Raw genomic sequence first — 16,054 nt, forward strand, 5'->3', positions numbered from 1 at the left:
GAACAACTGAAGCAACGGGGGGATCCACGGGTATGGCGCTGCGCGACACGGACCCCGCGGAGATCGGCGGCTACCGGATCGAGGACCGCCTGGGTAGCGGCGGCATGGGCGTCGTGTATCTCGCCCGGTCCGCCTCCGGCCGGCGGCTCGCGGTCAAGGTCGTCCACGGCCAGTACGCCGACGACGACGAGTTCCGCACCCGCTTCAGCCGCGAGGTGGCCGCCGCGCGCCAGGTCAGCGGCGCCTTCACGGCCCCCGTGGTGGACGCGGACGCCGACGCCCCGCGCCCCTGGATGGCCACGCTCTACATCCCTGGCGAGGACCTCGGCACCCACGTCCGCCGCCACGGCCCGCTCCCGCCCGGCCGGCTGCGCGAACTCGCCACCGGGCTCGCCGAGGCACTGCGCGACATCCACCGCGCCGGAGTCGTCCACCGCGACCTGAAACCGGCCAACGTCATGCTCGCCGAGGACGGCCCGCGCGTCATCGACTTCGGCGTCTCCCGCGCCGCCGAGTCCACCACCGCCGACGCCCTCACCCAGACGGGGCCGGTGATGGGCACCCCGCCCTTCATGTCCCCCGAGCAGTTCACCTCCCCGCACGAGGTCGGCCCCGCCACCGACGTCTTCTCCCTCGGCGCGGTCGTCGCATACGCCGCCACCCGGCACGGTCCCTTCGACAGCGTCAGCCCCTGGGAGACGGCGACGAGAGTCGTGGAGCGCGAGCCCGACCTCGCCGGCGTCCCCGCCGATCTGCTCCCCTTCGTCCGGCTCTGCCTGGAGAAGCACCCCAAGGGCCGCCCGACCCCCGACGAACTCCTGCACCTGCTCCGCGACGGACGGCTGCCCGAGCGGCCGGAGCGGCCCGCGACACGGGAACCGGGGCCGGACCCCGCACGCCCACGGCGTCGGCGCCGCCGGACGGCGCTCGTCGCGGCCGCCGCCGCACTGGCCACCGTGGCCGCCACCGCAATCGCCTTCCTCGCCCGCGACGGCGGCGGCACCCCGCACGCCCTGCCGGCCGGCTGGCACGCCTGGCACCGGCAGGCCGGGACACCCGCGGGCGGCAGCCGGAACACCGCGGCCCCCAACGGACCGTTCAGCGGGTGCGTCACCTCAGGGACCTCGCTGGTGTGCGCCGGCGACAGCATCATGGCCGCCCGGTTCGCGCTGGCCGACGGCCGCAACTCCTGGACCCTGCCCGTGGACGCCACGCCCGTGTCCCTGAGCCCGGGCGGGGGCACGGTCATCGGCACCCGTCCCGGCGGCGCGTACGTCATCGGCAGCGAGGAACACGCCGTCGGGTCGGCGCAGGAGCCGCAGATCCGCACCCGCTACACCGTGCAGTCCCTCGACACGGTCACCGGCAGGGCCGTCTGGAAGACCGTCGTCGCCGACAACACGGACAGCATGGGCCCGGACACCGGCGGTGCCGTCGCCACCCCGGCCGGCGTCTTCACCACCTACGGCAAGGCCTCCGACTCCTACGCCCTCCTCGACGCCGCCCATGGCACCGTCCGCTGGCACCACCGGATGCCCTACGGCGTCACGGACGACGGGGACTGCCGGCTGTCCGGCGCCGCGGGACAGGTCTACCTGGTCTGCCACGCCCCCGACGCCCACGGCGACCCGGACCGCACCACGATCGCCCAGCTCGACCCCGCCACCGGCAGAGCGCGCTGGACACGGACGGCCAAGGGCGGCCTCTCCCTGCTGGGCGAGGCCCGCCGGCACCTGGTGCTCGGCGCCGACCCGGCCACACAGAAGCTGAGCGGCCTGACCCTGATCGACCTCTCCTCACGGATCCTGACGACGGTACGGCTGTCCCCGCCGCGCCCCGCCTCGGCCGCCTGGCTGCTGCGCGGGACCCTGTACCTCACCCTGACCAGCGGCAGTGTCCGGGCCGTCGACCCGGCCACCGGACGCGAGCTGTGGCAGAGCAACTCCACCGTGGAGCAGCCCGGCCCGCCCGCCGCCTCCGCCACCCGGCTCTACCTGGCCTCGCCCAACGGCCGCCTGGCCGCCCTGGACGTGCGCACCGGCCGGGTGACCGGCACACTCCCCGGCCGTGACGACAGCGCCATCGACGGCTCCTCCGACATCCCCGGAGCCCCCGTCCTGTCCGGCGACGCCCTCTACGTCCTCTACGGCCGGCGCTCGCTCTACAGCGTGGACGTGAAGACCCTCTGAACACACCACGGGGCACGCGGGGGACATGCCCAGGGCGAGCCGTGTCCGCTGATCGGGATGATCGTTGGAGCGAGCATGCGAAAGATCATCATGACCGCCGCGCTGGCCGTAGCCGCCATCGCCGGGGCAGCTCCCGCCCACGCGGACAACAAGGCGACCCCTATCACCACCTGGACCTTCGCGCCGGCATCCGTCTGCGGGCTGGAAGGGGCGGAGGTGTCGGCGCTGCCCATTCTGAGCAACTACGTGCCCATCCACGCCAACAGCTGCTCGCACGGCAACGTGCTCGATCACCCGGCGATCTAGGTCGCGGGAAGCGGCGCCCGGCGGAGCGGAGCGCGCCCGGGGCCTGTGACACTCAGGGCCAGGCCGGAGGACTGATCCTCCGGCCCGGGCCCTGAGCCGTATGGAGCGGGCGACGGGAATCGAACCCGCGTAGCTAGTTTGGAAGACTAGGGCTCTACCATTGAGCTACGCCCGCGACAGTGCGCCGCAGGTCGGTGACCGCGGCACTGGAGGCATCGTAGCGGGTCGCCCGCCGTCGAGGCCAACGAGTCGACCGCCGGGCCGTCCCGCGCGCCGCCCTCGCCGGAATACGGCCGACGTGATCCCCCGGGGCATGTACCCTACGTGTCGCACCAGACGGGGTGTGGCGCAGCTTGGTAGCGCGTCCGCTTTGGGAGCGGAAGGCCGTGGGTTCAAATCCCGCCACCCCGACCAACGGCTCGCGACGTCGCGATGATCGCCTTTTGGGGCGCTGACCGGCTGCGGTTACTATGCAAGCTGCGCGCCCGTGTGTCCCGGCCCACTCGGCCTACGAACTCCTCCGGGCGGCGAAATCCGCCGGACCAGTCTGGCTCCGGCAGAAACCAAGAAGTCAGCCACAAGGAGACCGAACCGTGAAGAGCGCCGTGGAGACCCTGAACCCGACCCGGGTTCGGCTCACTGTCGAGGTGCCCTTCGAGGAGCTCAAGGACAGCCTCGACGCGGCGTACAAGAAGATCAACCAGCAGGTCACGGTGAAGGGCTTCCGTAAGGGCAAGATCCCGGCCCGTGTCATCGACCAGCGGTTCGGCCGCGGTGCGGTCCTGGAAGAGGCCGTCAACGACGCGCTGCCCAAGTTCTACACCGAAGCGGTCAACGAGGCGGAGCTGAACCCGCTCGGCCAGCCCGAGGTCGACATCACCGAGCTGAAGGACGGCGAGACGCTGAACTTCACCGCCGAGGTCGACGTCCGCCCGGCCCTGGAGATCCCGGACTACTCCGGCATCGAGGTCGAGGTCGACGCCGTCGAGGTGACCGACGAGGACATCGAGAAGTCGGTCGAGCAGCTGCGCGAGCGCTTCGCCTCCACCTCCCCGGTCGAGCGCGCCGCCCAGGACGGCGACGTCGTCACCATCGACCTGGAGGCCAAGGTCGACGGCGAGGTGCTGGAGGACGGCATCGCCAACGGCGTCTCCTACACCATCGGCTCCGGTGAGCTGCTCGACGGCATCGACGACGCCGTGAAGGGCCTGGAGGCCGGTGGCGAGGCCACCTTCACCTCCGAGCTGAAGGGCGGCTCCGCCGCGGGCAAGGAGGCCGAGGTGACCGTCAAGGTCTCCCAGGTCGCCGCCCGTGAACTGCCCGCGCTGGACGACGAGTTCGCGCAGCTCGCCTCCGAGTTCGACACCCTGGACGAGCTCAAGGCCGACAGCCGCAAGCGCCTCGCGAACATGAAGCAGTTCGACCAGGCCACCCAGGCGCAGGAGCGTGTCCTGGAGAAGCTCCTGGAGCTGGTCGAGGTCCCGGTCCCCGAGAAGCTCCTCGAGGACGAGATCAACACCCGCAAGCACAACCTGGAGCACCACCAGCTCGGCCAGATGGGCCTCACCCTCGACAAGTACCTGGAGATCCAGGGCAAGACCGCCGAGGAGTTCGACACCGAGACCCGCGACGCCGCGGTCAAGGGCATCAAGACCCAGTTCGTCCTCGACGAGCTGGTCAAGAAGGAGAACCTCAACGTCAACCAGGAGGAGCTCACCGAGCACCTCATGCGGCGTGCGGCCTCCTCCGGCATGTCCCCCGACCAGTTCGCCCAGGCCGTCGTCGAGGGCGGCCAGGTGCCGCTGCTGGTCGGCGAGGTCGCCCGCGGCAAGGCCCTGGCCGTCGTGGTCGAGGCCGCCACGGTGAAGGACACCAACGGCGAGATCGTCGACCTGGACGACGAGGAGGAGACCGAGGCCGCCGAGGCGTCGGAGACCTCCGAGGAGAACGCCGAGGGCTGATCCGGCCCCCAGCGCCTCCGAAGCGCGTACGCAGGCCCCTGGGAGCGTTCCCGGGGGCCTGTGTCGTCCCCGCGGCACGCCGCCCACGGACCGCACCGAGACCTCAGCGGAGCGCTACGCCCCCGGCGAACACTCACCTCTCCGGGATTCCCCGAAGGGACCGCCGCGTTAGGGTCCATGAAAGGCAGAACAATGAGACGGCCCGGCGCCGTCGTAAGACGAGCAGGTGGATACGTGACGAATCTGATGCCCTCAGCCGCCGGCGAGCCTTCCATCGGTGGTGGCCTCGGCGACCAGGTCTACAACCGGCTGCTCAACGAGCGGATCATCTTCCTCGGGCAGCAGGTTGACGACGACATCGCCAACAAGATCACCGCACAGCTGCTGCTCCTTGCCGCCGATCCGGACAAGGACATCTACCTCTACATCAACAGCCCGGGCGGCTCGGTGACGGCCGGCATGGCGATCTACGACACCATGCAGTACATCCCGAACGACGTGGTCACCATCGCCATGGGCATGGCCGCCTCGATGGGCCAGTTCCTGCTGACCGGTGGCGCCGCCGGCAAGCGCTTCGCGCTGCCCCACGCCGACATCATGATGCACCAGGGTTCCGCGGGCCTCGGCGGCACGGTCTCGGACATCAAGATCCAGGCCGAGTACCTGCTGCGCACCAAGAGGCGCATGTCCGAGCTGACCGCGCAGCACTCCGGCCAGACCGTCGAGGCGATCATCCGCGACGGCGACCGCGACCGCTGGTTCACCCCGGAAGAGGCCAAGGAGTACGGTCTCATTGACGAGATCATCACGCACGCCTCGGGTGTTCCGGGAGGCGGCGGCACCGGTGCCTGACCGGCCAGGCCACGCCACGCACCGCCGAGACCGAAGCCCCCAGAACGCCACCAGGACGGTGAACACCCCATGAGCAACTTCCCCGGCGCCGCCAGCGGCATGTACGAAGGGCCCCGCCCCGACAGCCGCTACGTCATCCCGCGCTTCGTCGAGCGCACCTCCCAGGGCATCCGCGAGTACGACCCGTACGCGAAGCTCTTCGAGGAGCGCGTGATCTTCCTGGGCGTCCAGATCGACGACGCCTCCGCCAACGACGTCATGGCGCAGCTGCTGTGCCTGGAGTCGATGGACCCGGACCGGGACATCTCGATCTACATCAACAGCCCCGGTGGCGACATGACCGCCCTCACGGCGATCTACGACACCATGCAGTTCGTGAAGCCCGACATCCAGACGGTGTGCATGGGCCAGGCGGCCTCCGCCGCGGCGATCCTGCTGGCCGCTGGTACGCCCGGCAAGCGCATGGCCCTGCCGAACTCCCGCGTGCTGATCCACCAGCCGGCGGGTTCCACCGGCCGCGGCCAGCTCTCCGATCTGGAGATCATCGCCAAGGAGTTCACCCGGATGCGTGACCAGCTGGAGAACATGCTGGCCAAGCATTCGAACCAGCCCATCGAGAAGATCCGCGAGGACATCGAGCGCGACAAGATCCTCACGGCCGAGGAGGCGCTGGAGTACGGCCTCGTCGACCAGATCATCTCCACCCGCAAGCTGAACAACAGCTCGGTCCGCTGAGGCGGAACGCCTCGCATTCCGCCCCTCTTGGCACCGTGCACGTCACAGTGAACCCTGCCAAGGGGGGCCCGAACACCGGGCCCGGCAAGGTACCGTCGGACATAAGGCAGCACCAGGAGCCGCTGGATCTCGCGTCCAGGCGTCTCCCAGGCGAAGGGGAAGCACACCGTGGCACGCATCGGTGACGGCGGCGATCTGCTCAAGTGCTCGTTCTGCGGCAAGAGCCAGAAGCAGGTCAAGAAGCTCATCGCAGGGCCCGGTGTGTACATCTGCGACGAGTGCATCGATCTCTGTAACGAGATCATCGAGGAAGAGCTCGCGGAGACCAGCGAGGTGCGCTGGGAGGAGCTGCCCAAGCCCCGCGAGATCTACGAGTTCCTCGAAGGCTATGTAGTCGGCCAGGAGGCGGCCAAGAAGGCCCTCTCCGTCGCGGTGTACAACCACTACAAGCGGGTCCAGGCGGGCGAGAACGGCGGCGCCGGCGGCCGTGACGACGCCATCGAGCTGGCGAAGTCCAATATCCTGCTGCTGGGGCCCACGGGCTCCGGCAAGACGCTCCTCGCGCAGACCCTGGCACGCATGCTGAACGTGCCCTTCGCGATCGCCGACGCGACGGCGCTCACGGAGGCGGGCTACGTGGGCGAGGACGTCGAGAACATCCTCCTGAAGCTGATCCAGGCGGCGGACTACGACGTCAAGAAGGCCGAGACCGGGATCATCTACATCGACGAGATCGACAAGGTCGCGCGCAAGAGCGAGAACCCGTCGATCACCCGTGACGTGTCGGGCGAGGGCGTCCAGCAGGCCCTCCTCAAGATCCTGGAAGGCACCACGGCCTCGGTCCCGCCCCAGGGCGGCCGCAAGCACCCCCACCAGGAGTTCATCCAGATCGACACGACGAACGTCCTGTTCATCGTGGGCGGTGCCTTCGCCGGCCTGGAGAAGATCATCGAGGCGCGCGCCGGGGCGAAGGGCATCGGCTTCGGCGCCACGATCCTCTCCAAGCGCGAGCTGGACGCCAAGGACGTCTTCGAGGACGTCATGCCGGAGGACCTGGTCAAGTTCGGCATGATCCCCGAGTTCATCGGCCGCCTCCCGGTGATCACCTCGGTCCACAACCTCGACCGCGAGGCACTCCTCAAGATCCTGGTCGAGCCCCGCAACGCCCTGGTCAAGCAGTACCAGCGCCTGTTCGAACTCGACGGCGTGGAGCTGGACTTCGAGCGCGAGGCGCTGGAGGCCATCGCCGACCAGGCCATCCTCCGCCAGACCGGCGCCCGGGGCCTGCGCGCCATCATGGAGGAAGTCCTCCAGGGCGTGATGTACGAGGTCCCGTCCCGCAAGGACGTGGCCCGCGTGGTCATCACGGCCGACGTGGTCCTCTCCAACGTCAACCCGACGCTGATCCCTCGGGATGCGCGGGGGCGGGGGTCTGGCGAGCAGAAGTCGGCATAAGAAGCTCTGCAAAACAGGGCGCCCGACGTATCTCTGTCGGGCGCCTGTCTGCTGCTCGTCCTCGACGGAGCGCGCCAAGGTCCCGGGCCGTCGCCGTCTGATGTGGCAAGGCCGCCACCTCCTGAGAAGCGGCGGCAGTGTATGTGCCGTCAGTCACCCTCAGAGGTGAGCGCGCCTGCAGGCTTCCTGAGCGACATCCAGGGCGACTCCGATCTGGGTAAGTCCCCGCATGCAGTTCGGGTTGGGGGTCCACACCGGTAGGCGCAGCGCCTCGTACTCACAGGCAGCCTCTACCTTGGGGCCCACGCGGTAGCCGTGGTTTCCGACGTAGTTCCAGCAGGGGCTGGCGTAGTCGTACGCTGCCGCCGGTGTGGCGGTAGCGACCGGGGTGAGTACGGCGGCCGCCGTGATGCCCGCCGCTGCAAGTGCCTGGCCAATTCTCATCATGATCCTCGCGTTCACAGGGAAGGGGTGACGCGTACAAGCCAATCACGGCATCGATCATGTGTGCGAGTGGACTGGTGTGGCGGTCGGCGTGAATGTTGCGGTTGCCTGAGGCGTGCTGATGGGTGAGGCAGCGCATTGGAGCCCCGACTAGCCGGCTCTGTCGCCCCGAGCGCCATGGTGGGCTGCCTGCCGGAAGGAATGGCGAGCGCTTGCCGCGGGAGGCGCCAAAATGGCTGAGATCTTCGCCAGTGCGAGATCATCGTGGGATGAGCGCTCCTGGCGACTTCCTGGTGATGTCTACGGCGGCGTACCCAAGATGCGAGAAAGGGCCCCGGTCGCTCGACCTGGGCCCTTTCATCGTCGAGCTGTAGGCGTCGTCAAGCCTTGACGCGGACGTCGTTGCGCAGCTTGGCCGTGAGTTCCGCGGCGTCGTCGATAGAGCCGCCCTGGCCGGAGGCGATGGAGGCGACGCTGAACGACGTGACGACGGCCACCGTGCTGTGGTCGCCCCAGACGCAGATCGGCAACTGCATGGTCTTCGGCACTCCGGACTCCGTGGAGGACGAGCCGCTGGTGTCGATCTGAGCCATCTGGCACTTCATGACGCCGTTGGAGAAGCCTGCCGGGTGGACGGCCTCGGGGCTGCCGATCAGCTTGCCCTTGGTGTCGGAACCGCTCTGGTCCTTCTCGGACTCCGTCTTGGCCTTGGCGAACAAGGCGTCGACGACGGCCTCCGGGTCGTCGACGGTCCCGTACACTCCGCTGAAGCCGAGACCCTTCATGGTCAGGCCCTTGCCACTCTGGTACTTGGCGCTCACCTCGGTGGGGTTCTTCACCCCCCACTTCTCGTAGTCCGATTTGTTGGCGTCGCTGGGATCCGTGGAATCGGAGTCCCCCTGCTTCGTGTACGTGCCGCTGATGACCGCCTCAGGCGTCGTCAGCTTGTGCGGCCCGTCGTCCGCGATGTTCGTGGAGCTTCCGCTGAACGCGAAGTAGGCCCCCACCGCGAGGGCCGCCACCACGGCGACTCCACCGATGATCAGGCCCGTCTTCTTCTTGCCCCCGCCCGCCTGCGGCGGCTGCGGCATGCCGTACGGCTGCTGCTGGCCGTAAGGGGGCTGCTGGCCGTACGGGTTCGGCTGCGGCGGCACACCCTGCTGCGGGTAGCCGTAACCCGGCTGCGGGGGAGCCGGCGGGGCCTGCTGGGGGTAGCCGTAGCCGGGCTGCGGAGCCTGCGGCGGCTGGCCGTACGGGCCCGGCTGGCCCGGCTGGGCCGGCTGGCCGTAGGGCCCCGGCTGGCCGTACGGTCCAGGCTGCCCCGGCTGGCCGTACGGACCCGGCTGCTGGGGCGGCTGGCCGTACGGGCCCGGCTGGTTGTTGCTCATTTCTGGGTTCCCCCTAGGACGCTTATGTGTTCCTGACATCCTGGACCAGGCCCGGGAACCGCACGGCACCGGGGGCCGCACCGTTACAGAACAAACGCGTTTCGGGACCACCCCGTGACACCTCTAAACTGACCCCCGTGACCGAGAACGCTCAGCAGCAGCCACCCGCGCCCGACTCCGAACTGCCGACCCAGTACGCGCCGGCCGACGTAGAGGGGCCGCTGTACGAGCGCTGGGTAGAGCGCGGTTACTTCGAGGCGGACGCCAAGAGCGACAAGCCGCCGTACACGATCGTCATCCCGCCGCCGAACGTCACGGGCTCGCTCCACCTCGGGCACGCCTTCGAGCACACCCTCATCGACGCCCTGACCCGCCGCAAGCGCATGCAGGGCTACGAGACGCTGTGGCAGCCCGGCATGGACCACGCCGGTATCGCCACGCAGAACGTCGTCGAGCGCGAGCTGGGCAAGGAAGGAAAGTCCCGGCACGACCTCGGCCGCGAGGACTTCGTCGAGCGCGTCTGGCAGTGGAAGGGCGAGTCCGGGGGGCAGATCTCCGGGCAGATGCGGCGCCTCGGTGACGGCGTCGCCTGGTCGCGTGAGCGGTTCACCATGGACGAGGGCCTGTCCCAGGCCGTCCAGACCATCTTCAAGCGCCTCTACGACGACGAGCTGATCTACCGCGCCGAGCGCATCATCAACTGGTGCCCGCGCTGTCTGACGGCGATCTCGGACATCGAGGTCGAGTACCAGGACGACGACGGCGAGCTCGTCTCCATGAAGTACGGCGAGGGGGACGACACCATCGTCGTCGCCACCACCCGCGCCGAGACGATGCTCGGCGACACCGCCGTCGCCGTCCACCCCGACGACGAGCGCTACCAGCACCTCATCGGCAAGCTCATCAGGCTCCCGCTGACCGACCGTTCCATCCCGGTCGTCGCGGACACCCACGTCGACCCCGAGTTCGGCACCGGCGCCGTCAAGGTCACCCCGGCCCACGACCCGAACGACTTCGAGATCGGCCAGCGGCACGACCTGCCGTCCATCACGATCATGGACGAGCACGCTGTCATCACGGCCCACGGCCCCTTCCAGGGCCTGGACCGGCTGGAGGCCCGCTCCGCCATCGTCGCCGCGCTGCGCGCCGAGGGCCGGATCGTCGCCGAGAAGCGGCCGTACGTCCACTCCGTCGGCCACTGCTCGCGCTGCAAGACCACCATCGAGCCGCGCCTGTCCATGCAGTGGTGGGTCAAGGTCGGCCCGCTGGCCAAGGCCGCCGGTGACGCCGTCCGCGAGGGCAAGGTCAAGATCCATCCGCAGGAGATGGAGAAGCGGTACTTCGACTGGGTCGACAACCTCCACGACTGGTGCATCTCGCGGCAGTTGTGGTGGGGGCACCGGATTCCCGTCTGGTACGGACCGCAGGGCGAAGTCGTCTGCGTCGGGCCGGACGAGGAGCCGCCGAGCGGAGAGGGCTGGCACCAGGACACGGACGTCCTCGACACGTGGTTCTCCTCCGGCCTGTGGCCGTTCTCCACCCTCGGCTGGCCCGAACAGACCGAGTCGCTCGCGAAGTTCTACCCGAACTCCGTTCTGGTCACCGGCTACGACATCCTCTTCTTCTGGGTCGCCCGGATGATGATGTTCGGCCTGTACGCGATGGACGGAACCCCGCCGTTCCACACCATCGCCCTGCACGGCATGGTCCGCGACCAGTTCGGCAAGAAGATGTCGAAGTCCTTCGGCAACGCGGTCAACCCGCTGGACTGGATGGACAAGTACGGCAGCGACGCGCTCAGGTTCACCCTGGCCCGTGGCGCGAACCCCGGTGTCGACGTCCCGATCGGCGAGGACTGGGTCCAGGGCTCCCGCAACTTCGCCAACAAGATCTGGAACGCCACCCGCTTCGCGCTGATGAACGGCGCGACGGTGGAGGGCGAGCTGCCGGAGCCGTCGAAGATGTCGGCGACGGACCGCTGGATCCTCTCCCGGCTGAACTCGGTCGTCGCCGAAGTCGACGCCTACTACGACGACTTCCAGTTCGCCAAGCTGTCGGACGCCCTCTTCCACTTCGCGTGGGACGAGGTCTTCGACTGGTACGTCGAGCTCTCCAAGACCGTCTTCCAGGCGGGCGGCGAGCCGGCCGAGGTCAGCAAGCGGGTCCTGGGCGAGGTCCTGGACGTCACCCTCAGGCTGCTGCACCCGGTCGTCCCGTTCGTCACGGAGACCCTGTGGACGACCCTGACGGGCGGCGAGTCGGTCGTCGTCGCCGAGTGGCCCAAGGACAGCGGCTTCCGCGACCAGGCGGCCGAGCAGGAGATCGAGACCCTCCAGTCGGTCATCACCGAGGTCCGCCGCTTCCGCGCCGACCAGGGCCTGCAGCCGGGCCAGCGCGTCCCGGCCCGCCTCTCCCTGGGCGGTACGGCCCTGGCCCCCCACGAGGCCGCCATCCGCCAGCTGCTGCGCCTCCAGCCGGAGGGCGACTCCTTCACGGTCACGGCCACCCTGCCGGTCGCCGGCGCCGAGGTCGCGCTCGACCTGTCCGGCACGATCGACGTGGCGGCCGAGCGCAAGCGCCTCGCGAAGGACCTGGCCGCCGCCGAGAAGGAGAAGGCCCAGGCCACGGCCAAGCTCGGCAACGAGGCGTTCCTCGCCAAGGCCCCGGACAACGTGGTGGACAAGATCCGCACGCGTCTTTCCAAGGCCGACGAGGACATCGCCCGCATCACGGCCCAGCTGGAGAAGCTGCCGCCGGCCTAGTTCGTTCCGCGTGGCCGAGGGCCCCGGCGCATCCGAGGCGCCGGGGTCCTCGCCCGCCCAAGGGGCGCGGGGCAGTACCGGTGTGCGGCTCCGCCGCGTGGGCGCGACCAGCCACAACGGACCCGCACCCGGCAACAGAGAGCAACCACCCCCGAACCGGCCCATTGTCACTCCCGCTCCGTAGACTGGGCCCCGTGAGCGACCCGAACGGCACCGACCAGCCCGACCCCCTCGACAGCTTCGACGACATCATCGAGGCCGAGACCACCCGCGACCCCGACCTCGCCGTGATCGAGGCCGGCAGCCGCACCCTGCGCACCCAGGGCGGGCAGCCGTACGCCGACGTCCCCGCGCGGCCCGAGGACCCGGAGGTCGACAAGGCCCTGCGCGAGGTCGAGGCGGAGCTGGCCACCCGCTGGGGCGAGACCAAGCTGGAGCCCTCGGTCAGCAGGATCGCCGCGCTGATGGACGTGCTCGGCGAGCCCCAGCGGTCGTACCCCTCGATCCACATCACGGGCACCAACGGCAAGACCTCCACCGCCCGCATGATCGAGGCCCTGCTCGGCTCCTTCGAGCTGCGCACCGGCCGCTACACCAGCCCGCACGTGCAGTCGATCACCGAGCGCGTCAGCCTGGACGGCGCCCCGATCTCCGCCGAGCGGTTCATCGAGACGTACCAGGACATCAAGCCGTACGTCGAGATGGTCGACGGTCAGCAGGAGTACCGGCTGTCCTTCTTCGAGGTCCTCACCGGCATGGCCTACGCCGCCTTCGCGGACGCCCCCGTCGACGTGGCCGTCGTCGAGGTCGGCATGGGCGGCTCCTGGGACGCCACGAACGTCATCGACGGTGACGTCGCCGTGATCACCCCCATCGATCTGGACCACACCGACCGCCTGGGCGAGACGACCGGGGAGATCGCCGGCGAGAAGAGCGGGATCATCAAGCAGGACGCGACCGTCATCCTGGCGCAGCAGCCGGTGGACGCGGCGCAGGTACTGCTGAAGAAGGCCGTCGAGGTGGACGCCACGGTCGCCCGTGAGGGGCTGGAGTTCGGGGTCGTGGCCCGGCAGGTCGCCGTCGGCGGGCAGCTGCTCACGCTGCGCGGCCTCGGCGGCGAGTACCCCGAGGTGTATCTCCCGCTGTACGGCGCCCACCAGGCGCACAACGCGGCCGTCGCCCTCGCCGCCGTCGAGGCGTTCTTCGGCGTCGGCGCGCAGCGCGCGGAGCCGCTGGACATCGACACCGTCCGCAAGGCCTTCGCGGCCGTGTCCTCGCCGGGCCGCCTGGAGGTCGTGCGGCGCTCCCCGACGATCGTGCTGGACGCCGCGCACAACCCGGCGGGCGCCCGGGCCACCGCCGAGGCCGTGCAGGAGGCGTTCGACTTCAGCCGGCTGATCGGTGTCGTCGGCGCGAGCGGCGACAAGAACGTGCGGGGGCTGCTGGAGGCCTTCGAGCCGATCTTCGCCGAGATCGTCGTCACGCAGAACTCCAGCCACCGCGCGATGGACGCGGACGAGCTGGCCGCGATCGCCGTCGAGGTGTTCGGCGAGGAGCGGGTGCAGGTCGAGCCGCGGCTGCCGGACGCCCTGGAGGCCGCGATCACGCTGGCCGAGGAGGAGGGCGAGTTCGCCGGCGGCGGCGTACTGGTCACCGGTTCCGTCATCACCGTCGGCGAGGCCCGGCTGCTGCTGGGGAAGGGCTGAGATTCCACGATGCGTACGCTCTGTGCATCCACCCTGATCGGCGAGTTCTTCATCATCGGGTTCGCCGGGCTGGTCGCCATGAAGGACCCGGGTCTGTCGGTCTCCACGGTGTGGCTGGTCAGCGGCATCGCCATGCTGCTGTGCGTGCTGCTGTGCGGCATGGTGACCCGCCCCGGCGGGGTGGCGCTCGGCTGGGCCCTGCAGCTCGCGCTGATCGCCTCCGGCGTCTTCGTGCCGACGATGTACTTCATGGGTGCGGTGTTCGCGGCGCTGTGGTGGGCGTCCGTGCACTTCGGCAGAAAGGTGGACGAGGCGAAGGCCAGATTCGCCGCTCAGGCGGAGTCCGGTGCCTCTGCACCTGACGCTGCGTAACGGACGCCCCGACACGCCCTGTAACCTCGTCCCACCACCGCAGACGTCAGAAGGAGTCCTCCCGTGAGCCAGCGCACCCTCGTCCTGCTCAAGCCCGACGCTGTCCGTCGCGGCCTGACCGGCGAGATCATCAGCCGGATCGAGCGCAAGGCCGGCTGGCAGATCACCGCGCTGGAACTGCGTACCCTGGAGCGCGCGACGCTGGAGCAGCACTACGGCGAGCACGTGGGCAAGCCGTTCTACGAGCCGCTGGTCGAGTTCATGTCCTCCGGTCCGGTCGTCGCGCTGATCGTCGAGGGCGAGCGGGTCATCGAGGGGGTGCGCGCGCTCGCCGGTCCGACCGACCCGATCGCCGCCGCACCCGGCTCGATCCGCGGTGACTACGGCGTGATCGTCCGCGAGAACCTGATCCACGCCTCCGACTCCGAGGAGTCCGCCGAGCGCGAGGTGAAGATCTTCTTCCCGGGCCGGGTGTGAGTCGCGGCGTTTGAGTTTTCGGTAATTTTTCTGAGGGGGCGTCAGTTTCGCCGGGTGGCGCCTGACCAGGGACGGCCGTACATTTCCGGCCGTCCCTTGGCATATGCCTTGCCGATCGGGGGAACGCGTGCCTCCGTTGGACCGTCTCCACAAGCGGGGCGGCCCGCCATCTGGTGACAATGGCGGAGACCCTCGCGCAGTGTCCGTGCAGGCGCGTTTACGATGGAAGCCTTCACGTCACAGCACCCGCCTCGCCGTCCTGACATGCCCTCAAAAGCTCGGGAAGGCCAGATGAATCCGGATGGGGAACTCAATGTCGTTCATCGGCCGTGACATGGCTGTCGACCTCGGGACCGCCAACACGCTGGTGTACGTCAGGGGTCGCGGAATCGTTCTCAACGAGCCGTCCGTCGTCGCGATCAACACCAACACGGGTGGGATCCTCGCGGTCGGTGCCGAAGCGAAGAAGATGATCGGCCGGACGCCGGGCAACATCGTGGCGGTCCGCCCGCTGAAGGACGGTGTGATCGCCGACTTCGAGATCACCGAGCGGATGCTCCGCTACTTCATCCTGAAGATCCACAAGCGGCGGTATCTGGCCAGGCCGCGGGTGGTCGTCTGTGTGCCCTCCGGCATCACGGGTGTCGAGCGCCGTGCCGTGATCGAGGCGTCCTCCCAGGCCGGTGCCCGTCAGGTGCACATCATCGAGGAGCCCATGGCCGCCGCCATCGGCTCCGGTCTGCCGGTCCACGAGGCCACCGGCAACATGGTGGTGGACATCGGCGGCGGCACCACGGAGGTCGCGGTCATCTCGCTCGGCGGCATCGTCACCGCGCAGTCCATCCGGGTCGCGGGCGACGAACTGGACAACGCGATCATCCAGTACATCAAGAAGGAGTACAGCCTTCTGCTGGGCGAGCGCACGGCCGAGCAGATCAAGATCACGATCGGTTCCGCGTACGACCTCGACGCCGACGAGCACACCGAGGTCCGCGGCCGGGACCTGGTCTCCGGGCTGCCCAAGACCGTCGTGATCTCGGCCGCCGAGGTCCGCAAGGCGATCGAGGAGCCCGTCAACGCGATCGTGGACGCGGTCAAGACGACCCTCGACAAGTGCCCGCCGGAGCTGTCCGGCGACATCATGGACCGAGGAATCGTTCTGACCGGCGGCGGAGCCCTGCTGCGCGGACTCGACGAGCGGCTGCGGCGGGAGACGGGCATGCCGATCCACATCGCCGAGGACCCGCTGGACAGCGTCGCGCTCGGTTCCGGCAAGTGCGTCGAGGAGTTCGAGGCGCTGCAGCAGGTCCTGGACGCCCAGCCGCGCAGATGACATAACACTTCGATTCCGCCGTGCGAGACCTTCTCCTCTCGTGCGGCGGATCGTTGATGAGAGGCATAAGCTCC

The 16,054-nt window shown here is 69.3% G+C and carries 12 protein-coding genes and 2 tRNA genes; 12 read left to right on the top strand and 2 right to left on the bottom strand.

Annotated features, from left to right (window positions below; genetic code table 11):
- The first annotated feature begins 32 nt into the window (after positions 1-32).
- Together IO33_RS0100190 and IO33_RS0100195 are read left to right on the top strand one after the other, a co-directional pair.
- Positions 33-2,189 (top strand): protein kinase domain-containing protein, encoded by a 2,157-nt coding sequence (locus IO33_RS0100190; RefSeq protein ID WP_031158612.1) that lies wholly within the window; start codon positions 33-35, stop codon positions 2,187-2,189.
- Positions 2,190-2,264: 75 nt separating this feature from the next.
- Positions 2,265-2,495 carry a hypothetical protein gene (locus tag IO33_RS0100195; RefSeq protein ID WP_031158614.1) on the top strand — a complete coding sequence of 77 codons (231 nt, stop codon included), beginning with the start codon at positions 2,265-2,267 and terminating at the stop codon, positions 2,493-2,495.
- A 101-nt stretch (positions 2,496-2,596) separates the two neighbouring features.
- Here the strand turns inward: IO33_RS0100195 and IO33_RS0100200 are convergent.
- Positions 2,597-2,670 (bottom strand) — tRNA-Gly (locus IO33_RS0100200).
- A gap of 162 nt (positions 2,671-2,832) precedes the next feature.
- Between IO33_RS0100200 and IO33_RS0100205 the strand changes: the two genes are divergently transcribed.
- The 5 genes from IO33_RS0100205 to clpX all read left to right on the top strand — a co-directional run bounded on the left by IO33_RS0100205 (position 2,833) and on the right by clpX (position 7,498).
- Positions 2,833-2,909: transfer RNA gene (locus IO33_RS0100205), tRNA-Pro, on the top strand.
- Positions 2,910-3,088: 179 nt separating this feature from the next.
- On the top strand, positions 3,089-4,456 hold the full coding sequence (gene tig / locus IO33_RS0100210; protein WP_031158617.1) for a trigger factor: 1,368 nt from the start codon (positions 3,089-3,091) through the stop codon (positions 4,454-4,456).
- A gap of 246 nt (positions 4,457-4,702) precedes the next feature.
- Complete coding sequence (locus IO33_RS0100215; protein ID WP_031158619.1) at positions 4,703-5,308, top strand: ATP-dependent Clp protease proteolytic subunit; 606 nt, start codon at positions 4,703-4,705, stop codon at positions 5,306-5,308.
- A 69-nt stretch (positions 5,309-5,377) separates the two neighbouring features.
- Complete coding sequence (locus tag IO33_RS0100220) at positions 5,378-6,043, top strand: ATP-dependent Clp protease proteolytic subunit (protein ID WP_031158621.1); 666 nt, start codon at positions 5,378-5,380, stop codon at positions 6,041-6,043.
- Positions 6,044-6,211: 168 nt separating this feature from the next.
- Positions 6,212-7,498: an ATP-dependent Clp protease ATP-binding subunit ClpX gene (clpX, locus tag IO33_RS0100225; RefSeq protein WP_031158622.1), complete on the top strand. Its 1,287-nt coding sequence runs from the start codon at positions 6,212-6,214 to the stop codon at positions 7,496-7,498.
- A gap of 824 nt (positions 7,499-8,322) precedes the next feature.
- On the opposite strand, the gene IO33_RS0100230 is transcribed toward clpX, so the two are convergent.
- Positions 8,323-9,330, bottom strand: coding sequence for a collagen-like protein (locus IO33_RS0100230; protein WP_031158623.1), 1,008 nt, complete (start codon positions 9,328-9,330; stop codon positions 8,323-8,325).
- A gap of 137 nt (positions 9,331-9,467) precedes the next feature.
- On the opposite strand from IO33_RS0100230, the gene IO33_RS0100235 reads away from it, so the two are divergent.
- The 5 genes from IO33_RS0100235 to IO33_RS0100255 all read left to right on the top strand — a co-directional run bounded on the left by IO33_RS0100235 (position 9,468) and on the right by IO33_RS0100255 (position 15,980).
- A complete protein-coding gene (locus tag IO33_RS0100235) occupies positions 9,468-12,092 on the top strand; it encodes a valine--tRNA ligase (protein ID WP_031158624.1) in 2,625 nt (874 codons plus the stop codon).
- A 194-nt stretch (positions 12,093-12,286) separates the two neighbouring features.
- Positions 12,287-13,798, top strand: a complete 1,512-nt coding sequence (gene folC / locus IO33_RS0100240) for a bifunctional tetrahydrofolate synthase/dihydrofolate synthase (RefSeq protein WP_031158626.1) — start codon at positions 12,287-12,289, stop codon at positions 13,796-13,798.
- 9 nt (positions 13,799-13,807) lie between these two features.
- Complete coding sequence (locus tag IO33_RS0100245; RefSeq protein ID WP_031158628.1) at positions 13,808-14,170, top strand: DUF4233 domain-containing protein; 363 nt, start codon at positions 13,808-13,810, stop codon at positions 14,168-14,170.
- Positions 14,171-14,233: 63 nt separating this feature from the next.
- Complete coding sequence (ndk, locus tag IO33_RS0100250; RefSeq protein ID WP_031158630.1) at positions 14,234-14,647, top strand: nucleoside-diphosphate kinase; 414 nt, start codon at positions 14,234-14,236, stop codon at positions 14,645-14,647.
- A gap of 313 nt (positions 14,648-14,960) precedes the next feature.
- The gene (locus IO33_RS0100255) at positions 14,961-15,980 is read left to right on the top strand and encodes a rod shape-determining protein (protein ID WP_031158632.1); all 1,020 of its coding nucleotides are present in this window, start codon (positions 14,961-14,963) and stop codon (positions 15,978-15,980) included.
- Positions 15,981-16,054 lie beyond the last annotated feature (74 nt).

Source organism: Streptomyces durhamensis (assembly GCF_000725475.1).
GTDB classification, from domain to species: Bacteria; Actinomycetota; Actinomycetes; order Streptomycetales; family Streptomycetaceae; genus Streptomyces; species Streptomyces filipinensis.

Bases quoted from the DNA above. Each gene is read 5' to 3' on its own strand.
- IO33_RS0100195 (WP_031158614.1), top strand. From the start codon at position 2,265: ATGCGAAAGATCATCATGACCGCCGCGCTGGCCGTAGCCGCCATCGCC.
- IO33_RS0100215 (WP_031158619.1), top strand. From the start codon at position 4,703: ATGCCCTCAGCCGCCGGCGAGCCTTCCATCGGTGGTGGCCTCGGCGAC.
- IO33_RS0100230 (WP_031158623.1), bottom strand. From the start codon at position 9,330: ATGAGCAACAACCAGCCGGGCCCGTACGGCCAGCCGCCCCAGCAGCCG.
- IO33_RS0100255 (WP_031158632.1), top strand. From the start codon at position 14,961: ATGTCGTTCATCGGCCGTGACATGGCTGTCGACCTCGGGACCGCCAAC.
- IO33_RS0100245 (WP_031158628.1), top strand. From the start codon at position 13,808: ATGCGTACGCTCTGTGCATCCACCCTGATCGGCGAGTTCTTCATCATC.
- IO33_RS0100220 (WP_031158621.1), top strand. From the start codon at position 5,378: ATGAGCAACTTCCCCGGCGCCGCCAGCGGCATGTACGAAGGGCCCCGC.
- IO33_RS0100190 (WP_031158612.1), top strand. From the start codon at position 33: ATGGCGCTGCGCGACACGGACCCCGCGGAGATCGGCGGCTACCGGATC.